This is a genomic window from Janthinobacterium sp. HH102 (assembly GCF_001758625.2).
GTDB lineage: Bacteria > Pseudomonadota > Gammaproteobacteria > Burkholderiales > Burkholderiaceae_D > Janthinobacterium.
This window is the reverse complement of sequence record NZ_CP062062.1, coordinates 2,053,066-2,072,887: the sequence shown is the minus strand read 5'-3', so window position 1 is coordinate 2,072,887 and position 19,822 is coordinate 2,053,066. Positions and strand designations below refer to the sequence as shown.

Below are 19,822 nucleotides of genomic sequence, written 5' to 3'. Positions count from 1 at the left end.
TCCCATGAAAGTGCTGCTCTTTCACATCGGACGCGACCGCTACGGCCTGCCCCTGGCCGGCATCGTGCGCGTGCTGCCGCTGCTGGAGCTGAAACAGTTGCCGCTCACGCCAGACTACGTGGCCGGCCTGATGGACTTGCACGGCACGCCCGTGCCCGTGATCGACCTGTCGCGCCTGGCGGGACTGTCGCCCGCCGCCGCGCAATTCGACACGCGCATCGTCATCGTCGACTACCGCGCACCGGGCGGCGGGACGACGCACGCGCTGGGCCTGCTGGCCTCGCAGGTGCGCGGCATCGCCGATATCGACCCGCAAGGGCTTGAGGACAGCGGCGTGGCGACGGCGCCCTTCCTGGGCCAGGTGGCCAGCGACGCCGACGGCATCGTGCAGCTGGTCGAGCTGGATCACCTGCTGCCGCCGGACGTGCGCGCGCTGCTGTTTCAGGAAGCGAGCGCGGCATGACGGCGCAAGCCCTGCTGCGCCGCGCGACCGGCCTGTCGGTGTCCAAATCCGTGGCCGAGCGGGCCGTCAATCAGCGCATGGAGCGGACGGGCTTTGCCGATAGCCAGGCTTACCTGCAGGCGCTCACGCCGGCCGAAATGACGCAATTGATCGAACTGGTGGTGGTGCCCGAATCGTGGCTGTTCCGCGATCCGCAAGCGTTCTACGCCACCGTCGAACTGGTGCAGGAGCGCTGGGCGCGCGGACGCGCCACGCGCATCCTGTCGATCCCGTGCGCGGGCGGCGAGGAACCGTATTCGATGGCCATGGCGCTGCGCGACGGCGGTGTGCCGAAACAGGCGTTCAGCATCGACGCGTATGACCTGAGCCCCGGCTGCATCGAGCGGGCGCAGGCCGGCGTGTATGGCCGCAACGCCTTCCGCGCGCAGGACGTGGCCTTCCGCGAACGCTATTTCACGCACGTGGCCGACGACGCCTACCGCATCATCGACTCCCTGCGCGACCAGGTGACCTTCAGGCAGGGCAATCTGCTGCAGTTCGATACCGCCAGCTGCAGCAAACACTACGACGTCATCTTCTGCCGCAACCTGCTGATTTACTTCGACAAACCGACCACGCGCGCCGCCATCGCCAACCTGTCCGCCCTGCTGGCCGACGACGGCATGCTGCTGGCCGGTTATGCGGAAGTGCCGTCGTTCTGCCAGAACGGCTTTGCGCCGCTGCAGTTCCGCCAGGCTTTCGCCCTGAAGAAGGAAACAGCGGCGCCGGCCAGCCCCGTGCTAGTGGCGCCGCTGCCTGTCGCGCGTCCCCTGCGCAGCGTGCCGCCCGCGCCAGGGCGCGCTGCAGTAGCAGCCCCCTCTTCCGCCGCGTCGGCGGTGCCGCGCACGCGCCCCGTGTCCGTGCCATCGCCCGCGCCGGCAGCGCAAGCCGATTTGCTGGCAGAGGCGCGCCTGCTGGCCGACCGCGGCCAGTTGCGCGAGGCCGGCGACAAATGCCACGCGCACCTGGCGAAAGTGCCCGAGGCGGCGGAAGCGTATTTCATGCTGGGCATCATCAACGAACTGGCCGGCAAGATGGACCTGGCCGACGACTACTGGCGCCGCTGCATCTACCTGCAGCCCGACCATTACGAGGCGCTGTGCCATCTGGCCCTGCTGGCCGAACGCAATGGCAACCAAACGGCCGCCGCCACCCTGAAGGCGCGCGCGGCACGCATTTACGAGCGCCGCCAGGCGTCCAACTAAGGGGCAAGCATGACAAATCTCATCGCCACCGAGTCCCCCGCCACCATCGACGACTGCTGGAACCATATCGGCGTGGTCGGCGACCAGAGCTGCCCCAAGCTGCCAGCCAACGTGCATTGCCGCAACTGCGACGTGTACGCGGGCGCCGCCCAGCGCAACCTGCAACGCCCCGTGGACGAACACTACCAGCGCGACTGGGCCAGCCACTTCCGCCAGATCGATGCGGGCGGCGAAGTGCGCGACAGCTCGGCGCTGGTATTTCGCATCGGCCGCGAATGGCTGGCGCTGCCCACGCGCGTGTTCGACGCCGTGGCGCCGCAAGCCAAGCCGCATGTGCTGCCGCACCGCAGCGGGCGCGGCCTGTCCGGCATCGTCAATATCGGCGGCAAGCTGTATCCATGCATGTCGCTGGCACACCTGCTTGGCATCGACGAACAGGGCGCGCCGCCGGCCCGCGGCCGCCACACCTTTGCGCGCCTGCTGCTGCTGCGCTGGGAAGAACAAGCTTACGCCCTGCCCGTGGCCGACCTGCACGGCATCGTGCGCTACGCCTCGGCCAAGGTGCAGGCGCCGGCGGCGACCATCAACAAGGGCCTGTCGCGCTTCCTGTCCGGCGTCATCACCGAGGGCGACATGCGCATCGGCTGCCTCGACACGGCGCTGATCGGCTTTCAACTTGCGAGACTATTACGATGAGCCAGGACCAGCACGGCGACCTGAGCGCCTTTTCCATGCTGGACCTGTTCCGCATGGAGGCGGACAGCCAGACCCAGATTCTCACCGACGGCTTGCTGGCCATGGAGCGCCATGCGGGCGACGCGGCGGCCGTCGAGGCGATGATGCGCGCGGCGCACTCGATCAAGGGTGCCGCCGCCATCGTCGGCCTGCAGGTAGTGGTGCAGCTGGCGCACGGCATGGAAGACAGCTTTGTCGCCGCCCAGCACGGCCGCTTGAAGCTGACGCCGGAACGGGTCGACGTACTGCTGTCGGGCGTCGACCTGATCGTGCAGCTGTCGCGCCTGGACGATGCGGGCGCCGAAGCGTGGCTGGCCGCCAATGCGGCGCAGATCGACCAGACCCTGAACGCCATCGCCGGCATCGCCGACCTGCCCGAATTGCCGGCCCTGCCCTCGTTGCCTGCCTCCGCTCCCGCCCCCTTGCCGCAGGAAACGCCCAACCCGACCGAACTGCAGGCTCCCGTGGCCAGCGGCCTGGCAGGCGAAGAGCCTGAGTCGGCGGCCGCGCCTGCCCCGCGTGCGGGTGCCGCACCGGCCAAGGCTGTGGCGCAAAACTTCGACAAGCTGCTGTCGCTGGCCAGCGAATCGCGCATCAATGCGCACCAGATGCACCCGTTCGTCGGTGCCCTGCAGCGTTTCAAGCGCAACCAGAGCAGCCTGTTTTCCGCCATCGAGCACCTGCACGAAGCCATTGCCCGCTTGGCCGACCCGGGCCTGATGGAAAAGTCCCTGCTGGCGCTGCAAAAGACGCAACCGCTGAAGCAGTTCATGCTCGAGCACATCGCCGACATCGAAACCTATGAGCGGCGCCTGCTGGCCGTCTCGCAAGGCATGGTCGACGAAGTGCTGGCCCTGCGCATGCGCCCTTTCCGCGACGGCATCCATGCGTTTCCGCGCATGGTGCGCGACCTGGCGCGCAGCCTGGGCAAGGAAGTGCAGCTGGAGATCGAAGGCGAAGACACCCTGGTCGACCGCGACATCCTGGCGAAGATCGAAAGCCCGCTGAACCACATGCTCAGGAATGCCATCGACCATGGCATGGAAGGCCCGTACGAACGCATCGACGCGGGCAAGGAAGCGATGGGCACGATACGCATGGAGGCGCGCCACCGCGCCGGCATGCTGAGCATCGAGATCAGCGACGACGGGCGCGGCGTCGACCTGGAAAAAATCCGCCAGTCCGTCATCGAGCGCAAGATGGCCAGTCCCGCCATGGCCGCCGCGCTGTCGCCGGGCGAGCTGCTGGAGTTTTTGTTCCTCCCCGCCTTCAGCCTGAAGGCGACGGCCAATCAATTGTCCGGGCGCGGCGTGGGCCTCGACATCGTGCACGAGACGATACGCCAGCAAAACGGCACGGTGCGCCTGGAATCGGAGCCGGGCCGCGGCTTCCGCGCCCTGATCACCCTGCCGCTGACGCAATCGATCGTGCGCGCGCTGGTGGTCGACGTGCACGGCGAAGCCTATGCCATCCCCATCGTCAAGGTGGAAAGCGTGGTGCGCGTGCCGCAAGCGGCCATCCATACCCTGGAAAACAAGCAGTTCTTCGAACTCAAGGGCGAACATCTGGGCCTTGTGTCGGCCGCGCAGGTGCTGGAACTGGGCGAAGCGGCCAGCCAGACCGACGATTTGCCGGTGGTGGTGATCGGGCGCGGCAAGCAAAGCTATGCGCTGGTGGTCGACGCCATCCGCGGCGAGCAAAGCCTGGCGGTGCAGGCCATCGATCCGATCTTCGGCAAGATGCGCGACATTTCCGCCGCCGCCCTGCTCGACGACGGCGAGCCGGTGCTGATCCTCGACGTGCCCGATTTGCTGCTGTCGATCGACAAGCTGCTGCACGAAGGCGGCCTGCACCAGCTGGCGCAGGCGGGCCACGCGCAGCAGCGCCGCGCCAAGCGCATCCTCGTCGTCGACGATTCGCTGACGGTGCGCGAGATGGAGCGCAAGCTGCTGCTGGCGCGCGGTTTCGAGGTCGACGTGGCCATCGACGGCATCGACGGCTGGAACGTGGTGCGCAGCGGCGAGTACGACCTGGTGATCACCGACGTCGACATGCCGCGCATGGATGGCATCGAACTGGTCTCGCTGATCAAGAAGGACCTGCACCTGCACAAGCTGCCGGTGATGATCGTCTCGTACAAGGACCGCCCGGAAGACCGCGCGCGCGGCCTGTCCGCCGGCGCCGATTATTATCTGACCAAAGGCAGCTTCCACGACGAGACCTTGCTCGACGCGGTGGCCGACCTGATAGGAGATGCCCGCTTATGAGCCGTCATTCATGAAAATTGCCATTGCCAACGATGTCGCCATGGCCGCCGAGGCCCTGCGCCGGGTGGTCGCCAGTACGCAGGAACACCAGGTGCTGTGGATCGCCCGCACGGGGCTCGAGGCCGTGCGCATGTGCGAGGGCAACCGCCCCGACCTGATCCTGATGGACCTGAACATGCCGGAGATGGATGGCGTGGAAGCGACGCGCCTGATCATGGAGCAAAGCCCGTGCGCCATCCTCGTCGTCACGGGCCGCCCGCAGGACAATGTCAACCAGGTCTTCCGCGCGCTGGGCGCGGGCGCGCTCGACGTCACGGCCACGCCGGTGCTGCAGGGGGAAGTGGGCGGCGACAGCGAACTGCTGGCCAAGATCAAGACCATCGGCAAGCTGATACGCCACAGCGCCGAAGCACCGCCGCCGCGCCCGGCGAACGGCAATAACGGCGAACGGGGCGACGGCCAGGTATCGACCCTGGTGGCCATCGGCGCCTCGACGGGTGGCCCCTCGGCCGTGGCCAAGGTGCTGGCCGGCTGGACGGCGCCGCCCGGCTGCGCCATCGTGGTGGTGCAGCACATCGATGAAACCTTCGCCTCGCACTTCGCCAAATGGCTCGATGACCAGCTCAGCATGCCCGTGCGCGTGATCGCCGAAGGCGATGAACTGGTGTCCGGCACGGTACTGATCGCCAAGACCAATGACCACTTGCTGCTAGATCAAAATTATCGTTTGGGTTACGATGCAGCACCGCGCGACTATGTTTACCGCCCGTCCGTCGATGTCTTCTTCAACTGCGTGGCGCAGCACTGGCGCGGCGACGCCATCGGCGTATTGCTCACAGGCATGGGGCGCGACGGCGGCGACGGCTTGCTGGCCATGCGCCGCGCAGGCAAGACGACGATCGCGCAAGACCAGGCCAGCAGCGCCGTGTACGGCATGCCGCGCGCGGCGGCTGAACTCGATGCGGCGCAGCAAATCCTGCCATTGGATAGAATAGGCGCCAGCCTGCGCGGCCGCCTGGGCGCCAAACTCAACAATGGGTGGGAGCCCTCCCCTAACATCTGAAAAGAATGCAATGCCAGAATTCTCCTCCAGCTTCACCCAGCATGAACCCGCATTGACCGAATTCAAGGTCAGCGTGCTGCTGGTGGACGACCAGTTGATCATTGCCGAGGCAGTCCGCCGCATGCTCAGCGACCAGCAGGATATCGAATTTCATTATGTGACCGACGCCACGCAGGCGCTGGACACGGCGCTGCGTTTGCAACCGACCGTCATCCTGCAAGACCTGGTGATGCCGGGCATCGACGGCTTCGCCTTGATCCAGCAGTACCGCGAAAACGAGGCGCTCGCGCACGTGCCGGTGATCGTGATGTCGGCCAAGGACGACCCGAAACTGAAGGCCCACAGCTTTGCCGTCGGCGCCAACGATTATGTGGTGAAACTGCCGGACCGCCTGGAACTGCTGGCGCGCATACGCTACCATTCCAACGCGCACATCAGCCGCCTGCAGCGCGACCAGGCTTTTCGTTTCCTGCGCGAAAGCCAAAAGAACCTGGCGGACGCGAACATTGAATTGCAGAAACTGGCCGCCCTCGATGGCTTGACGGGCATCGCCAACCGCCGCCGTTTCGATGAAACCCTGCATTTTGAATGGCAGCGGGGCCAGCGCGACAAAGCACCGTTGAGCCTGCTGTTCTGCGATATCGACCATTTCAAGAGCTATAACGACCATTTCGGCCACCTGGCCGGCGACCTGTGCCTGAAAAAAGTTGCCGCCGTGCTCACGGAACATTTGAAACGCCCGGCCGACCTGGCCGCCCGCTACGGGGGAGAAGAATTCGCCCTGATCCTGCCGGAAACGGAAGCGGCCGGCGCGCTGCTGATCGCCCAAGCATGCCGGCGCCATCTGGAAGGCTTGCAGATCGAGAACCCGGCGGCAGGCACGGGCATCGTCACCATCTCGATCGGCGTGGCCACCGTCGTGCCTTCGCCCGACTCGACGGTCGAGCAACTGATCAACCGCGCCGACCAGGCCCTGTACGCGGCCAAGCGCGGCGGACGCAACAGCGTGCTGAGCGCCGATGACGTCCAGGACTGATTTTTAACAGCAAGGAAAGTGAAGCATGAGCACACAACTGGACAATGTCAGCGTCGTCAAGAAGTCGAATATCTACTTTGACGGCAAATGCGTCTCGCACAACGTCATCCTCGCCGATGGCACGAAGAAAAGCGTGGGCGTGATTTTCCCGTCATCGCTGCGCTTCAACACGGGCGCGCCGGAAACGATGGAAATCGTCGGCGGCCTGTGCAAGGTGCGCCTGGCCGACGCGACGGAGTGGAACAGCTATGGCGCGGGCACGGAATTCAAAATCCCGGGCAATAGCTATTTTGATATTGAAACGGTGGAAACACTCGATTACGTCTGCCACTTCGGCTAATCCACGCAGAAAAAACGTCCATGGCTGCGTTGCACTGCCTCGCCGTACTATGCGTACTGTCTTCGGCAATGCGCCTTGCCCTGAACATTTTTTCAAGCGCGGATTGACTATTTAGATAAACACAGGCTCGGGCGACAGGCGCACGCCGTATTTCGCCTCTACATCATCCTGTATCGCTTCCGCCAGCCGGGTAATGTCCGCGCCACGAGCGCCGCCATTATTCACCAGAACCAGCGCCTGCTTGGGATACACTCCCGCGGGCCCCAGGTTTTTCCCCTTCCAGCCACACTGATCGATCAGCCAGCCGGCCGCCAGCTTTTCCGTGCCATCGGGCTGCGCATGGTGCACCAAGGCGGGGAAACGTTCCAGCAAGGCAAGACATTGCTCGCGTGACACCACGGGATTCTTGAAGAAGCTGCCCGCATTGCCGATCACGGCCGGGTCCGGCAATTTTCTCCGGCGGATCGCCATCACCGTGTCGGCCACCTGTTGCGGCGTCGGTTCGGCAAGATGGCGCTCGGCCACGGCCTGCGCCAGTTCCGCATAGCGCAAGTTCGGCTGCCACTCGGCGGGCAAGGCAAACGTCACTTCCAGCACGATCAGCTCGCGCCCGTCGGCCTGCTTGAAGATGCTGTCGCGATAGGCGAAACGGCAGGCGTCGCGGTCCATGTCGAAGACGATGCCGCTGGCGCTGTGCATGACGCTCACCTTATGCAGATAATCCTTGATTTCCACGCCATACGCGCCGATATTCTGGATAGGCGCCGCACCCACCGTGCCGGGGATCAAGGACAGGTTTTCCAGTCCGCCCACGCCTTGTGCCAGGGTCCACTGCACGAAGTCGTGCCAATTTTCGCCGGCCGCGGCCGTGACGAGTATCGTCTCGAAGTCCGCCTGCGCCAGGCGCATGCCGCGCGTGGCCATGTGCAGCACAGCGCCGGGAAAATCGCCCGTCAGTACGATGTTGCTGCCGCCGCCCAATATCAGGCGCGGCATGGCGGACAGGGCGGGATCTTGCAGTGCGGCCTGCAGCTGGGCCTGCGAAGTAATGCGTACGTAGGCGGCCGCATGGGCCGCGATGCCGAAGGTATTCAGGCGCTGGAGGTTGTAATTGTGTTCGATGGTGAGCTCTGGATGCATGGGATAGGGAAATTTTGCTCGATTATAGAGCGAAAGCGACAAAAAACCACCTCAGGACAAGGGCGACTTGCCCGTTGTCCGTTAAAATGTCGCATCTTTAACAGGGCCGTCCCATGGTGCAGAATCAGCCGCCAAGGCCCAGTGCGCCGAGCGCGCGCTCGCTTTAACAAGAAAAGGAACAGACCATGCCGTCATTTGATGTAGTCTCCGAAGCCGATATGATCGAAGTCAAGAATGCCGTCGAGCAATCCAACAAGGAAATCACGACCCGCTTCGACTTCAAGGGCAGCGATGCCCGCGTCGAACACAAGGAAAACGAATTGACCGCATTCGCGGATTCGGAATTCCAGCTCAGCCAGGTGCGCGACGTGCTGACCAATAAATTGACCAAACGCAAGGTCGATGTGCGCTTCCTCGACGAAGGCGACATCAAGAAGATCGGCGGCGACAAGGTCAAGCAGATTATCAAGATCAAGAATGGCATCGAATCGGATGATGCCAAGAAAATCGTGCGCGTCATCAAGGACAGCAAGATGAAAGTGCAAGCGAGCATCCAGGGTGAAGCCGTGCGCGTCACGGGCGCCAAGCGCGACGACCTGCAAGCGGCCATGGCCATGCTGCGCAAGGACGTGCCCGACATGCCGCTGGAATTTAACAATTTCCGCGATTAATTTCGATGATGCGCACGCTCCGGCCTGCGCTTGCACCGGCATGGCGGCAAGCTGCCTCGGAGCACCTGCCCGCTTGGGGTAGAATTGAAGCTGCGCACAGCTACATGCGCCCGCGCGCCTGACCGGCAGCGGGCTTGACCGTACATCTGGCTCAGTGATAACCACGGTAGTCTAAGGATAGCAATGAAACGTGTTGATGATTTCCGCCTGCGATTTGGCAAAAAAGAATATGTGCCCATCATGATAGGCGGAATGGGTGTGGATATTTCCACGTCGGAGCTGGCCCTGGAAGCGGCACGGCTGAACGGTATCGGGCATATCTCCGATGCCATGGTGGAAGACGTGTCGGATCGCCGTTTCGACACCACCTTCGTCAAAGACAAGACGAAACTGTACAAGTTCAACATCAATAACAGCGACAAGGCCGTGGTGCAGTTCGACCTGGGCCGCCTGGCGGAAGCGCAGCGCCTGCATATCGGCCGCACCATGGAAGCGAAAAAAGGCGATGGTTTGATCTTCGTCAATTGCATGGAAAAGCTGACCATGAACGGCCCCCGTGAAACCTTGCGCGTGCGCCTGAATGCGGCGCTGGACGCGGGCATCGACGGCATCACCCTGTCGGCCGGTCTGCACTTCGGTTCGTTTGCCCTGATGGCCGACCATCCGCGTTTCCGTGACGCCAAGCTGGGCATCATCGTCTCGTCCGTGCGCGCCTTGCAGATTTTCCTGCGCAAGAACGCCAAGCTGGACCGCTTGCCCGACTTCATCATCGTCGAAGGACCATTGGCCGGCGGCCACCTGGGTTTCGGCATGGACTGGGCCAATTACGACCTGCACACGATCACGGCGGAACTGCTGGCCTACCTGAAAGCGGAACAGCTGGACATCCCGCTGATCGCCGCCGGCGGCATCTTCACGGGCAGCGATGCCGTCTCCTTCCTGGAAGCGGGCGCGGCCGGCGTGCAAGTGGCGACGCGCTTTACCGTCACCGAGGAATGCGGCTTGCCAAACAAGGTCAAGCAGGAATACTACAAGGCCTCGGAAGAAGACATCATCGTCAACGGCGTCTCGCCGACCGGTTACCCGATGCGCATGCTGAAAAACACGCCCGCCATCGGCGCCGGCATCCGTCCAGGCTGCGAATCGTATGGCTACCTGCTCGATGCGACGGGCAACTGCGCGTACATCAACTCGTACAACCGCGAAGTGGCGGCCCATCCGGAACAAAAAACCGTCGTCGTGATGGACAAGACTTGCCTGTGCACGCACATGCGCAACTTCAACTGCTGGACCTGCGGCCATTACACGTATCGCCTGAAGGACACCACGCATAAGCTCGACAACGGCGAATACCAGATCCTGACGGCCGAACACGTCTTCAAGGATTACCAGTTCAGCGTCGACAACCAGATCGCCCTGCCGGAAAAAGAAATACTGGTAGCGGGCTGAATCTTGTCAGCCTGACATGAAAATGGCGCAGCCTGCGAAGGCTGCGCCATTTTTTTATGCGGGGAGCATCTGCCGCAATGCCCGTTCGATCACGTCGAACTTGGGCCGTCGCAATACTTCTTCCTGCAGGCAAGCATCCATCATGGCCTGCAGGCTGGGCATCGACGTCGCGCAATGCGCGATCAACTCGCCCAGCAGCACGCCAAAGGCGCGCGCCTCCATGCCTTGCAGTACCTCCCCTTGCGGCGTGCATGGCGCAAACATGGACGCCGCGCCGAAGTCGCCCAGCAGGCAGGCGCCGGCGTCCGCATGCAGGATGTTGTGTGCATACAGATCGCCATGCACGATGCCGTGCGCATGCAGCTGGCACACGGCCGAGGCGATGCCGTGGGCAATGGCCAGGGCTTGCGGTGCCTCAAAGCGCACGCCTTCGGCATACACATCACGCGTGCATGATGACAGGCTGGGCGGCCCGGCGAGGTTGCGGTAGGCAACATCGATCAGCGGCATGACCAGTCCCAGCGCCCCTTGCGGATGCGCATCGAGCGTCCCGAGGATGGGGATCAGGCCCGGATGGGCGCCGGCGCCGACACAGGCAGCCATTTCGCTGCGCGGCAAGCCGTCGCTGGTTATCGCCGCCTTGAACACTTTGACGGCAACATCCTCGATACCATCGAGGCGGGCGCGGTAAATCACGCCCGATGCCCCCTCGCCCAGCGGCTGCGCCAGTTGCAGGCGCGGCCAGGCCAGGCCCGCCGTCCCGGCGCCGCTCAGGGCCGCCAGTTCACGCGCTTCCGTAAAGGGATTGCCCGCATATGCGAGCCAGCTCAGGCGTGGCAAGGCCAGCAGGCAATCGGGGAGCGCCGTGAAGCGGTTGGCGGCGATGCGCACCAGTTCCAGCTTGCGGCAGTTCACCAGCGATACCGGCAAACTGCTCAGGCAATTTCCCGCCAGCATGAGTTTCTGCAATTGCCCGCACTTGCCGAGTTCATCAGGCAAGACTTCGATGGCATTGTCGGTCAGCGTCAGCCAGCGCAGAGCCAATGGCAAGGCTGCGGCCGGCACGTGGCCGATCCGGTTCGCCTTAAAACCGATCATTTCCAGCCCAGGACAGGAACCGAGCACGGCTGGCAAGGTGGTGAACAGATTATCCGAGCAAAATATGATGCGCAGCTTGTGCAGGCGCGGCAGATCGTCGGGCAGCGAGGACAGCGCATTGCCGGACAGGTCGAGGATTTCCAGGCTGTCGGCCAGGTCGAATATCTCGCGTGGGAAATCCGTCAAGCCGCACGACAGCTTCAGGCGGCGCAGGCCGGCCAGTTGGCCGGCGCGTAATTGCTCCAGTGTATGCAAGGCAGACAAGATATTCCTTTCAAGGTGGCACCCGGTCGATGCCATGCATAAATCATTGGACGTAAAAAAACCCCACCGGAATCCGGTGGGGTTTTTCTCTTACTGCGTATAACAAGCCTGACGATAACCTACTTTCACACTGGTTGCAGCACTATCATCGGCGCAAAGTTGTTTCACGGTCCTGTTCGGGATGGGAAGGGGTGGGACCAACTTGCTATGGTCATCAGGCATAACTTGTACCGGCGTTTGTCTCCTGTTGGACGACAAAGCCATGAATCTGGAAGAAGCAAAGATCGGGGTAATGAATGGTATCAACACACACGCAACGTTGTACCGTCTTATCCTCTGCACCTGCTAAGGTTATAGGGACAAGCCGTACGGGCAATTAGTACTGGTTAGCTTAATGCATTACTGCACTTCCACACCCAGCCTATCAACGTCCTGGTCTCGAACGACCCTTCAAAGAGCTCAAGGCTCTGGGAAATCTCATCTCAAGGCAAGTTTCCCGCTTAGATGCTTTCAGCGGTTATCTCTTCCGAACTTAGCTACCCGGCAATGCCACTGGCGTGACAACCGGTACACCAGAGGTTCGTCCACTCCGGTCCTCTCGTACTAGGAGCAGCCCCCTTCAAATTTCCAACGCCCACGGCAGATAGGGACCAAACTGTCTCACGACGTTTTAAACCCAGCTCACGTACCACTTTAAATGGCGAACAGCCATACCCTTGGGACCGGCTACAGCCCCAGGATGTGATGAGCCGACATCGAGGTGCCAAACTCCCCCGTCGATATGAACTCTTGGGAGGAATCAGCCTGTTATCCCCAGAGTACCTTTTATCCGTTGAGCGATGGCCCTTCCATACAGAACCACCGGATCACTATGTCCTACTTTCGTACCTGCTCGACTTGTCAGTCTCGCAGTTAAGCACGCTTATGCCATTGCACTATCAACACGATGTCCGACCGTATCTAGCGTACCTTCGAACTCCTCCGTTACACTTTAGGAGGAGACCGCCCCAGTCAAACTGCCTACCATGCACTGTCCCCGATCCGGATAACGGACCAAGGTTAGAACCTCAAACAAACCAGGGTGGTATTTCAAGGTTGGCTCCACGAGAACTAGCGTCCCCGCTTCAAAGCCTCCCACCTATCCTACACAGATTGGTTCAAAGTCCAATGCAAAGCTACAGTAAAGGTTCATGGGGTCTTTCCGTCTAGCCGCGGGTAGATTGCATCATCACAAACATTTCAACTTCGCTGAGTCTCGGGAGGAGACAGTGTGGCCATCGTTACGCCATTCGTGCAGGTCGGAACTTACCCGACAAGGAATTTCGCTACCTTAGGACCGTTATAGTTACGGCCGCCGTTTACTGGGACTTCAATCAAGAGCTTGCACCCCATCATTTAATCTTCCAGCACCGGGCAGGCGTCACACCCTATACGTCCACTTTCGTGTTTGCAGAGTGCTGTGTTTTTATTAAACAGTCGCAGCCACCAGTTTATTGCAACCCTTTCACCCTCATGGAGTAAACCAATCAAGCTACCGGGGCGTACCTTTTCCCGAAGTTACGGTACCAATTTGCCGAGTTCCTTCTCCCGAGTTCTCTCAAGCGCCTTAGAATACTCATCTCGCCCACCTGTGTCGGTTTGCGGTACGGTCTCGTATGACTGAAGCTTAGAGGCTTTTCTTGGAACCACTTCCGATTGCTTCGTGAATAAATTCACTCGTCCCATCCCCTTGAATCCTGCGCCCGGATTTGCCTAAGCGCCTTCTATGAGACAGAAACTGACTATTCCAACAGTCAGACAACCTTCCGCGATCCGTCCCCCCATCGCATCATACGACGGTGCAGGAATATTAACCTGCTTCCCATCAGCTACGCATCTCTGCCTCGCCTTAGGGGCCGACTCACCCTGCTCCGATGAACGTTGAACAGGAAACCTTGGGCTTACGGCGTGGAGGCTTTTCACCCCCATTATCGCTACTCATGTCAGCATTCGCACTTCTGATACCTCCAGCATCCTTTACAAGACACCTTCGCAGGCTTACAGAACGCTCTCCTACCATATATATCTGTGATAAATCACAGAACAATATCCGCAGCTTCGGTGACTGGCTTAGCCCCGTTACATCTTCCGCGCAGGACGACTCGATCAGTGAGCTATTACGCTTTCTTTAAATGATGGCTGCTTCTAAGCCAACATCCTGACTGTTTTAGCCTTCCCACTTCGTTTTCCACTTAGCCAATCTTTGGGACCTTAGCTGGCGGTCTGGGTTGTTTCCCTCTTGACGCCGGACGTTAGCACCCGACGTCTGTCTCCCAAGCTCGCACTCATCGGTATTCGGAGTTTGCAATGGTTTGGTAAGTCGCAATGACCCCCTAGCCATAACAGTGCTCTACCCCCGATGGTGATACTTGAGGCACTACCTAAATAGTTTTCGGAGAGAACCAGCTATTTCCAAGTTTGTTTAGCCTTTCACCCCTACCCACAGCTCATCCCCTAATTTTTCAACATTAGTGGGTTCGGACCTCCAGGGCGTGTTACCGCACCTTCATCCTGGCCATGAGTAGATCACTTGGTTTCGGGTCTACACCCAGCGACTGATCGCCCTATTCGGACTCGATTTCTCTACGGCTTCCCTATTCGGTTAACCTTGCCACTGAATGTAAGTCGCTGACCCATTATACAAAAGGTACGCAGTCACGGAACAAGTCCGCTCCTACTGTTTGTATGCACACGGTTTCAGGATCTATTTCACTCCCCTTCCGGGGTTCTTTTCGCCTTTCCCTCACGGTACTGGTTCACTATCGGTCGATTACGAGTATTTAGCCTTGGAGGATGGTCCCCCCATATTCAGACAGGATGTCACGTGTCCCGCCCTACTTGTCGTACGCTTAGTACCACCGGTCCGATTTCACATACGGGGCTATCACCCGCTATGGCTCCTATTTCCAGAGGATTCTGTTATCGGTCCGACTATCACGTACAGGCTCTTCCCATTTCGCTCGCCGCTACTTTGGGAATCTCGGTTGATTTCTTTTCCTGCAGCTACTTAGATGTTTCAGTTCGCCGCGTTCGCCTTGCATACCTATGTATTCAGTATGCAATACCCTAAAAGGGTGGGTTGCCCCATTCGGAAATCTGCGGATCAAAGTGTGTTTGCTCACTCCCCGCAGCTTATCGCAAGCTACTACGTCCTTCATCGCCTGTAATCGCCAAGGCATCCACCATGTGCACTTATTCGCTTGTCCCTATAACGTTAGCCTCTGATTATCGAAATAATCAAAGAGCGCTACAGGGATAAGAAAGTACAACGTTGTTGCTTGTTTGTTGATACATACAATCATTACCCATCGATTCGCTTGTTACGGCAAACCGATCAATAAATAATCTTTACTTCTTCCAGATTGTTAAAGAACGAAACAGCTTTGATCGCTAAAAGATCAAACCTAAACCTGAGTCACTGACCGGCTTACGTTTGCACTTTCAAAGTACTTGGTGGAGGATGACGGGATCGAACCGACGACCCCCTGCTTGCAAAGCAGGTGCTCTCCCAGCTGAGCTAATCCCCCTGGGTATGACTGGTAGGGCTGGTTGGACTCGAACCAACGACCCCCGCGTTATCAACACGGTGCTCTAACCAGCTGAGCTACAGCCCCAACGCGGAACTTCTACGACTACTGTTTCTTCTTTGACTAACAGCCGATAAGTGTGAACATTTGATGCGTGAACCAGTTACCTGATTCGTGCAAACTCTAGAAAGGAGGTGATCCAGCCGCACCTTCCGATACGGCTACCTTGTTACGACTTCACCCCAGTCACGAATCCTACCGTGGTAAGCGCCCTCCTTACGGTTAAGCTACCTACTTCTGGTAAAACCCGCTCCCATGGTGTGACGGGCGGTGTGTACAAGACCCGGGAACGTATTCACCGCGACATGCTGATCCGCGATTACTAGCGATTCCAACTTCATGCAGTCGAGTTGCAGACTACAATCCGGACTACGATACACTTTCTGCGATTAGCTCCCCCTCGCGGGTTGGCGGCGCTCTGTATGTACCATTGTATGACGTGTGAAGCCCTACCCATAAGGGCCATGAGGACTTGACGTCATCCCCACCTTCCTCCGGTTTGTCACCGGCAGTCTCATTAGAGTGCCCTTTCGTAGCAACTAATGACAAGGGTTGCGCTCGTTGCGGGACTTAACCCAACATCTCACGACACGAGCTGACGACAGCCATGCAGCACCTGTGTACTGGTTCTCTTTCGAGCACTCCCCGATCTCTCGGGGATTCCAGCCATGTCAAGGGTAGGTAAGGTTTTTCGCGTTGCATCGAATTAATCCACATCATCCACCGCTTGTGCGGGTCCCCGTCAATTCCTTTGAGTTTTAATCTTGCGACCGTACTCCCCAGGCGGTCTACTTCACGCGTTAGCTGCGTTACCAAGTCAATTAAGACCCGACAACTAGTAGACATCGTTTAGGGCGTGGACTACCAGGGTATCTAATCCTGTTTGCTCCCCACGCTTTCGTGCATGAGCGTCAATCTTGACCCAGGGGGCTGCCTTCGCCATCGGTGTTCCTCCACATATCTACGCATTTCACTGCTACACGTGGAATTCTACCCCCCTCTGCCAGATTCTAGCCTTGCAGTCTCCAATGCAATTCCCAGGTTGAGCCCGGGGATTTCACATCAGACTTACAAAACCGCCTGCGCACGCTTTACGCCCAGTAATTCCGATTAACGCTTGCACCCTACGTATTACCGCGGCTGCTGGCACGTAGTTAGCCGGTGCTTATTCTTCAGGTACCGTCATTAGCAAGAGATATTAGCTCTCACCGTTTCTTCCCTGACAAAAGAGCTTTACAACCCGAAGGCCTTCTTCACTCACGCGGCATTGCTGGATCAGGCTTTCGCCCATTGTCCAAAATTCCCCACTGCTGCCTCCCGTAGGAGTCTGGACCGTGTCTCAGTTCCAGTGTGGCTGGTCGTCCTCTCAGACCAGCTACTGATCGATGCCTTGGTAGGCTTTTACCCTACCAACTAGCTAATCAGATATCGGCCGCTCCACGAGCATGAGGTCTTGCGATCCCCCACTTTCATCCGTAGATCGTATGCGGTATTAGCGTAACTTTCGCTACGTTATCCCCCACTCCAGGGTACGTTCCGATATATTACTCACCCGTTCGCCACTCGCCACCAGAGCAAGCTCCGTGCTGCCGTTCGACTTGCATGTGTAAGGCATGCCGCCAGCGTTCAATCTGAGCCAGGATCAAACTCTTCAGTTTAATCTCTGTTACTTTGCCGTTTTACCGGCACCGTCATTGCTGACGGGTCGCTCACTTCAAAAACAACTGACAGGCCACTTCTTGCGAAGCGTCCTATTTCATTTATTTCTTCGTGAACATTTGATATTTTAAGTCTTACGCTGCTTGCGCAGCGCTGCACTTACATCAAATGCCCACACTTATCGACTGTTAATTGTTAAAGAACTGTATTCGGTGCTACTTTCGCGCCATCGACAAAGCGTTGTGTTTGTCAGCTGCGAAGAAGAAAGAGTATGAAGCGTTTCGGCTAATTCGTCAACCTTCTTTTTTCACCCTACTTTACTCGGCATTTGCATGCGTCGTTCAGCGAGGGGGCGAATTATAGCCCTGCCCCGCGCGCGCCGCAAGCGCTATTTTCACGCGCTCACCGCCCAGCAAGCCTTGTCTTCACTTCAAGCGCCTTTTTGTGCAGCCTGTCGCAATCGGCTGGCGTAGTTCGTGGTCTTTAGGCACAGTGGCAATATCAGACTCTGACGCTACTCAACAAGGGGTTAAACTTGCCCGCCGCGTCGATTAAACTCTAGTACTTGAAAGTGCCCCCTCATGCTTCCGATTTCCAGCCTGCCCCAATTGTTGAAAACCATCCTCGCTTGGTTGCAACGGGCATTCGACGCGACGACGACCTGGGTCACCCAACTGTCTTGGTGGAAATTCTTCCTGTTCGCTGCGCTGGCTCTGATCGCCGGCTCCATTTTGCAAGATGAGCTGTTCTCGTCCAGCCCGGACGAAGAAGTGGTCATCAAGTCGCATAAACGCAGCAGCAAGGGTTCGGGGGAAACCAATATCCTGATCGACGATACGGGCATCCATTTCAATCCCCGCAACGGCAAGAATCGCCGCAGCAGCGCGGCCGAGGCGGCCAGCGATCCAGCCGATGCCGCCGAGGCGGACGCAAAAGCCAGTGCCGTGCCGCCGGAACCGCCGCAGCCACCAGCCGCCCCCGCCAAGCCCAACTATCCGGTGACCACCAATGCTTCAGGGGAAGAAGTCCATATCGAATTGCCGCCGCAAATCGGCGAAGAGCTGTCGAATGCCATCGAAGAAGCGGTCGATGATGCCGCCGAGCAAAAAGTGTCGCGCTACCACCAGCAAGCCTCGACCTGGTTCAAGAGTTTTGTCTCCTTGCTGGTGTTGGCCCTGTTCGCCATGAAGGCCCTGGTCGGCGGCAAGAAGCGGGCCGAAGCGGAAACCGTCACCGCAAATGAGGCGGCCGAGCGCGAATCCATGCAGCGCCAGCTCAGCGAAGCGAAGATGCAGATGATGCAGGCGCAAGTCGAGCCGCACTTCCTGTTCAATACGCTTGCCTCCGTCGAACACCTGATCCAGGTCGATCCGCCGCGCGCGGCCAAGATGCAGCGCAGCCTGATCCAGTATCTGCGCGCCGTGCTGCCGCAAATGCGCGACAACGCCCTGATTACCAACCTGGGCCGTGAGGCGGACATGGTGCAAGCGTACTTGAATCTGCTGAAAATGCGGATGGAAGAACGCCTGACCGTCGACTTCCAGATTCCCGACGGCCTGCGCAGCGCCGCCTTCCCGCCCATGATGCTGCAATCGATGGTGGAAAATGCCATCAAGCACGGCCTGGAAGTCAAACCGGAAGGCGGCACCCTGCGCATCGTGGCCGAAGTGGCGCACAGCAAGCTGCGCGTGACCGTCACCGATGACGGCCTGGGCTTTGGCGTAGTGCCCAGCGATGGCACGGGACTGGGTTTGCCCACCATACGCGAACGCCTGAAGCTGCTGCATGGCGACGAGGGCAGCCTGACCATTACGCCAAATCAACCGTCCGGCGTGTGCGCCGTGATCGAAGTGCCATATCAATTGTCCAAGTAAGACAGAGTAGTTGATAAAAACGCTAAATCATTGAATAATCAATCTTCGCCTGTTCACACTTGAGACCTATGCCTACCGCTATTATTGCCGACGACGAAAGACTGATGCGCGACCAGCTACGCCTGCGCCTGGGCCAGGCCTGGCCTGAACTGGAAATCATCGGCGAAGCCAAGAATGGCGACGAGGCGATCGAACTGGTGGAACAACTCAAACCCGATTTTGCCTTCCTCGATATCCGCATGCCGGGCAAGACGGGCATGGAGGCGGCGCAAGCAATAGGCAACAAGACGCATATCGTCTTCGTCACTGCCTATGACAGTCACGCCGTCGAAGCCTTCGAGCGGGGCGCCGTTGACTACGTGCTCAAGCCGCCCGAGCATGAGCGTCTACTGGTGACGGTGGAGCGCCTGAAAACGCACTTGAACAAACCGGCCCTGGACGTCAACAGCAGCGTCACGGCCATGCTGTCGCAACTGGCGGAAAAAATCACGGCCAAGCCCACCTACCTGCAATGGATACAGGCCAGCATCGGCCAGGACTTGCGCATGATCCCCGTGGAAGAGATCCTGTTCTTCCGTTCTGACGAGAAATACACGTGCGTGCAGACGGCCAAGTATGAAGCGCTGATCCGCAAGCCCGTGCGCGACCTGGCCGAAGAGCTCGACCCTTCGCTGTTCTGGCAAATCCACCGCGCCACCCTGGTCAACGTGAATGCCATCGAAGGCGTGACGCGCGACATCCGCGGCCGTCACCTGGTACTCATCAAAGGCAAATCCGACAAGCTCGAAGTGAGCCGCAGTTTCCTGCACCTGTTCAAGCAAATGTAAGACTCCGCCGCCGCCCGGCCCAGGCCGGTGCGGCGCCTTGATCTCTTCCTTTCCCCTTCCTGCGCC

13 protein-coding genes, 2 tRNA genes and 3 rRNA genes are annotated in these 19,822 nt (G+C 59.5%); 11 read left to right on the top strand and 7 right to left on the bottom strand.

Annotation, left to right across the window (positions count from 1 at the left end):
* Positions 1-4 precede the first annotated feature (4 nt).
* Genes JAB4_RS09440 through JAB4_RS09410 form a run of 7 tightly spaced genes read left to right on the top strand, consistent with a single transcriptional unit; the run spans position 5 to position 7,148 of the window.
* Positions 5-463 carry a chemotaxis protein CheW gene (locus JAB4_RS09440; protein ID WP_070220077.1) on the top strand — a complete coding sequence of 153 codons (459 nt, stop codon included), beginning with the start codon at positions 5-7 and terminating at the stop codon, positions 461-463.
* Complete coding sequence (locus JAB4_RS09435; RefSeq protein WP_070220075.1) at positions 460-1,707, top strand: protein-glutamate O-methyltransferase CheR; 1,248 nt, start codon at positions 460-462, stop codon at positions 1,705-1,707. Before JAB4_RS09440 ends, JAB4_RS09435 begins: the two co-directional genes overlap by 4 nt.
* Positions 1,708-1,716: 9 nt before the next feature.
* On the top strand, positions 1,717-2,403 hold the full coding sequence (locus JAB4_RS09430) for a chemotaxis protein CheW (RefSeq protein WP_070220073.1): 687 nt from the start codon (positions 1,717-1,719) through the stop codon (positions 2,401-2,403).
* Positions 2,400-4,709, top strand: a complete 2,310-nt coding sequence (locus JAB4_RS09425) for a hybrid sensor histidine kinase/response regulator (RefSeq protein ID WP_070290631.1) — start codon at positions 2,400-2,402, stop codon at positions 4,707-4,709. The genes JAB4_RS09430 and JAB4_RS09425 overlap by 4 nt, the downstream gene beginning before the upstream one ends.
* A gap of 10 nt (positions 4,710-4,719) precedes the next feature.
* On the top strand, positions 4,720-5,772 hold the full coding sequence (cheB, locus tag JAB4_RS09420; protein ID WP_070220069.1) for a chemotaxis-specific protein-glutamate methyltransferase CheB: 1,053 nt from the start codon (positions 4,720-4,722) through the stop codon (positions 5,770-5,772).
* A 10-nt stretch (positions 5,773-5,782) separates the two neighbouring features.
* Positions 5,783-6,808 (top strand): diguanylate cyclase, encoded by a 1,026-nt coding sequence (locus tag JAB4_RS09415; protein ID WP_070220067.1) that lies wholly within the window; start codon positions 5,783-5,785, stop codon positions 6,806-6,808.
* A 25-nt stretch (positions 6,809-6,833) separates the two neighbouring features.
* Entirely contained in the window at positions 6,834-7,148 is a 315-nt protein-coding gene (locus tag JAB4_RS09410) for a pyrimidine/purine nucleoside phosphorylase (RefSeq protein ID WP_070220064.1), read from the top strand.
* 111 nt (positions 7,149-7,259) lie between these two features.
* On the opposite strand, the gene murB is transcribed toward JAB4_RS09410, so the two are convergent.
* Entirely contained in the window at positions 7,260-8,288 is a 1,029-nt protein-coding gene (gene murB, locus JAB4_RS09405) for a UDP-N-acetylmuramate dehydrogenase (RefSeq protein WP_070220062.1), read from the bottom strand.
* Between the two features lie 185 nt (positions 8,289-8,473).
* On the opposite strand from murB, the gene JAB4_RS09400 reads away from it, so the two are divergent.
* Together JAB4_RS09400 and JAB4_RS09395 are read left to right on the top strand one after the other, a co-directional pair.
* On the top strand, positions 8,474-8,959 hold the full coding sequence (locus tag JAB4_RS09400; protein ID WP_034759416.1) for a YajQ family cyclic di-GMP-binding protein: 486 nt from the start codon (positions 8,474-8,476) through the stop codon (positions 8,957-8,959).
* Positions 8,960-9,142: 183 nt separating this feature from the next.
* On the top strand, positions 9,143-10,408 hold the full coding sequence (locus JAB4_RS09395) for a nitronate monooxygenase (RefSeq protein WP_070220060.1): 1,266 nt from the start codon (positions 9,143-9,145) through the stop codon (positions 10,406-10,408).
* Between the two features lie 54 nt (positions 10,409-10,462).
* On the opposite strand, the gene JAB4_RS09390 is transcribed toward JAB4_RS09395, so the two are convergent.
* The 6 genes from JAB4_RS09390 to JAB4_RS09365 form a co-directional block, all read right to left on the bottom strand.
* Positions 10,463-11,761 carry a leucine-rich repeat-containing protein kinase family protein gene (locus JAB4_RS09390; RefSeq protein ID WP_070220058.1) on the bottom strand — a complete coding sequence of 433 codons (1,299 nt, stop codon included), beginning with the start codon at positions 11,759-11,761 and terminating at the stop codon, positions 10,463-10,465.
* Between the two features lie 115 nt (positions 11,762-11,876).
* Positions 11,877-11,989: ribosomal RNA gene (gene rrf / locus JAB4_RS09385) — 5S ribosomal RNA — on the bottom strand.
* 136 nt (positions 11,990-12,125) lie between these two features.
* A 23S ribosomal RNA gene (locus JAB4_RS09380) occupies positions 12,126-15,015 on the bottom strand.
* Positions 15,016-15,260: 245 nt separating this feature from the next.
* Positions 15,261-15,336, bottom strand: a tRNA-Ala gene (locus tag JAB4_RS09375).
* A 10-nt stretch (positions 15,337-15,346) separates the two neighbouring features.
* Positions 15,347-15,423: transfer RNA gene (locus JAB4_RS09370), tRNA-Ile, on the bottom strand.
* A gap of 100 nt (positions 15,424-15,523) precedes the next feature.
* Positions 15,524-17,054 (bottom strand): 16S ribosomal RNA (locus JAB4_RS09365).
* Together the 16S, 23S and 5S rRNA genes with 2 tRNA genes alongside form the textbook arrangement of a ribosomal RNA operon.
* Before the next feature lie 582 nt (positions 17,055-17,636).
* Between JAB4_RS09365 and JAB4_RS09360 the strand changes: the two genes are divergently transcribed.
* Together JAB4_RS09360 and JAB4_RS09355 are read left to right on the top strand one after the other, a co-directional pair.
* The gene (locus JAB4_RS09360) at positions 17,637-18,929 is read left to right on the top strand and encodes a histidine kinase (protein WP_070219461.1); all 1,293 of its coding nucleotides are present in this window, start codon (positions 17,637-17,639) and stop codon (positions 18,927-18,929) included.
* Positions 18,930-18,997: 68 nt separating this feature from the next.
* Positions 18,998-19,756, top strand: a complete 759-nt coding sequence (locus JAB4_RS09355) for a LytTR family DNA-binding domain-containing protein (protein ID WP_070219462.1) — start codon at positions 18,998-19,000, stop codon at positions 19,754-19,756.
* Positions 19,757-19,822 lie beyond the last annotated feature (66 nt).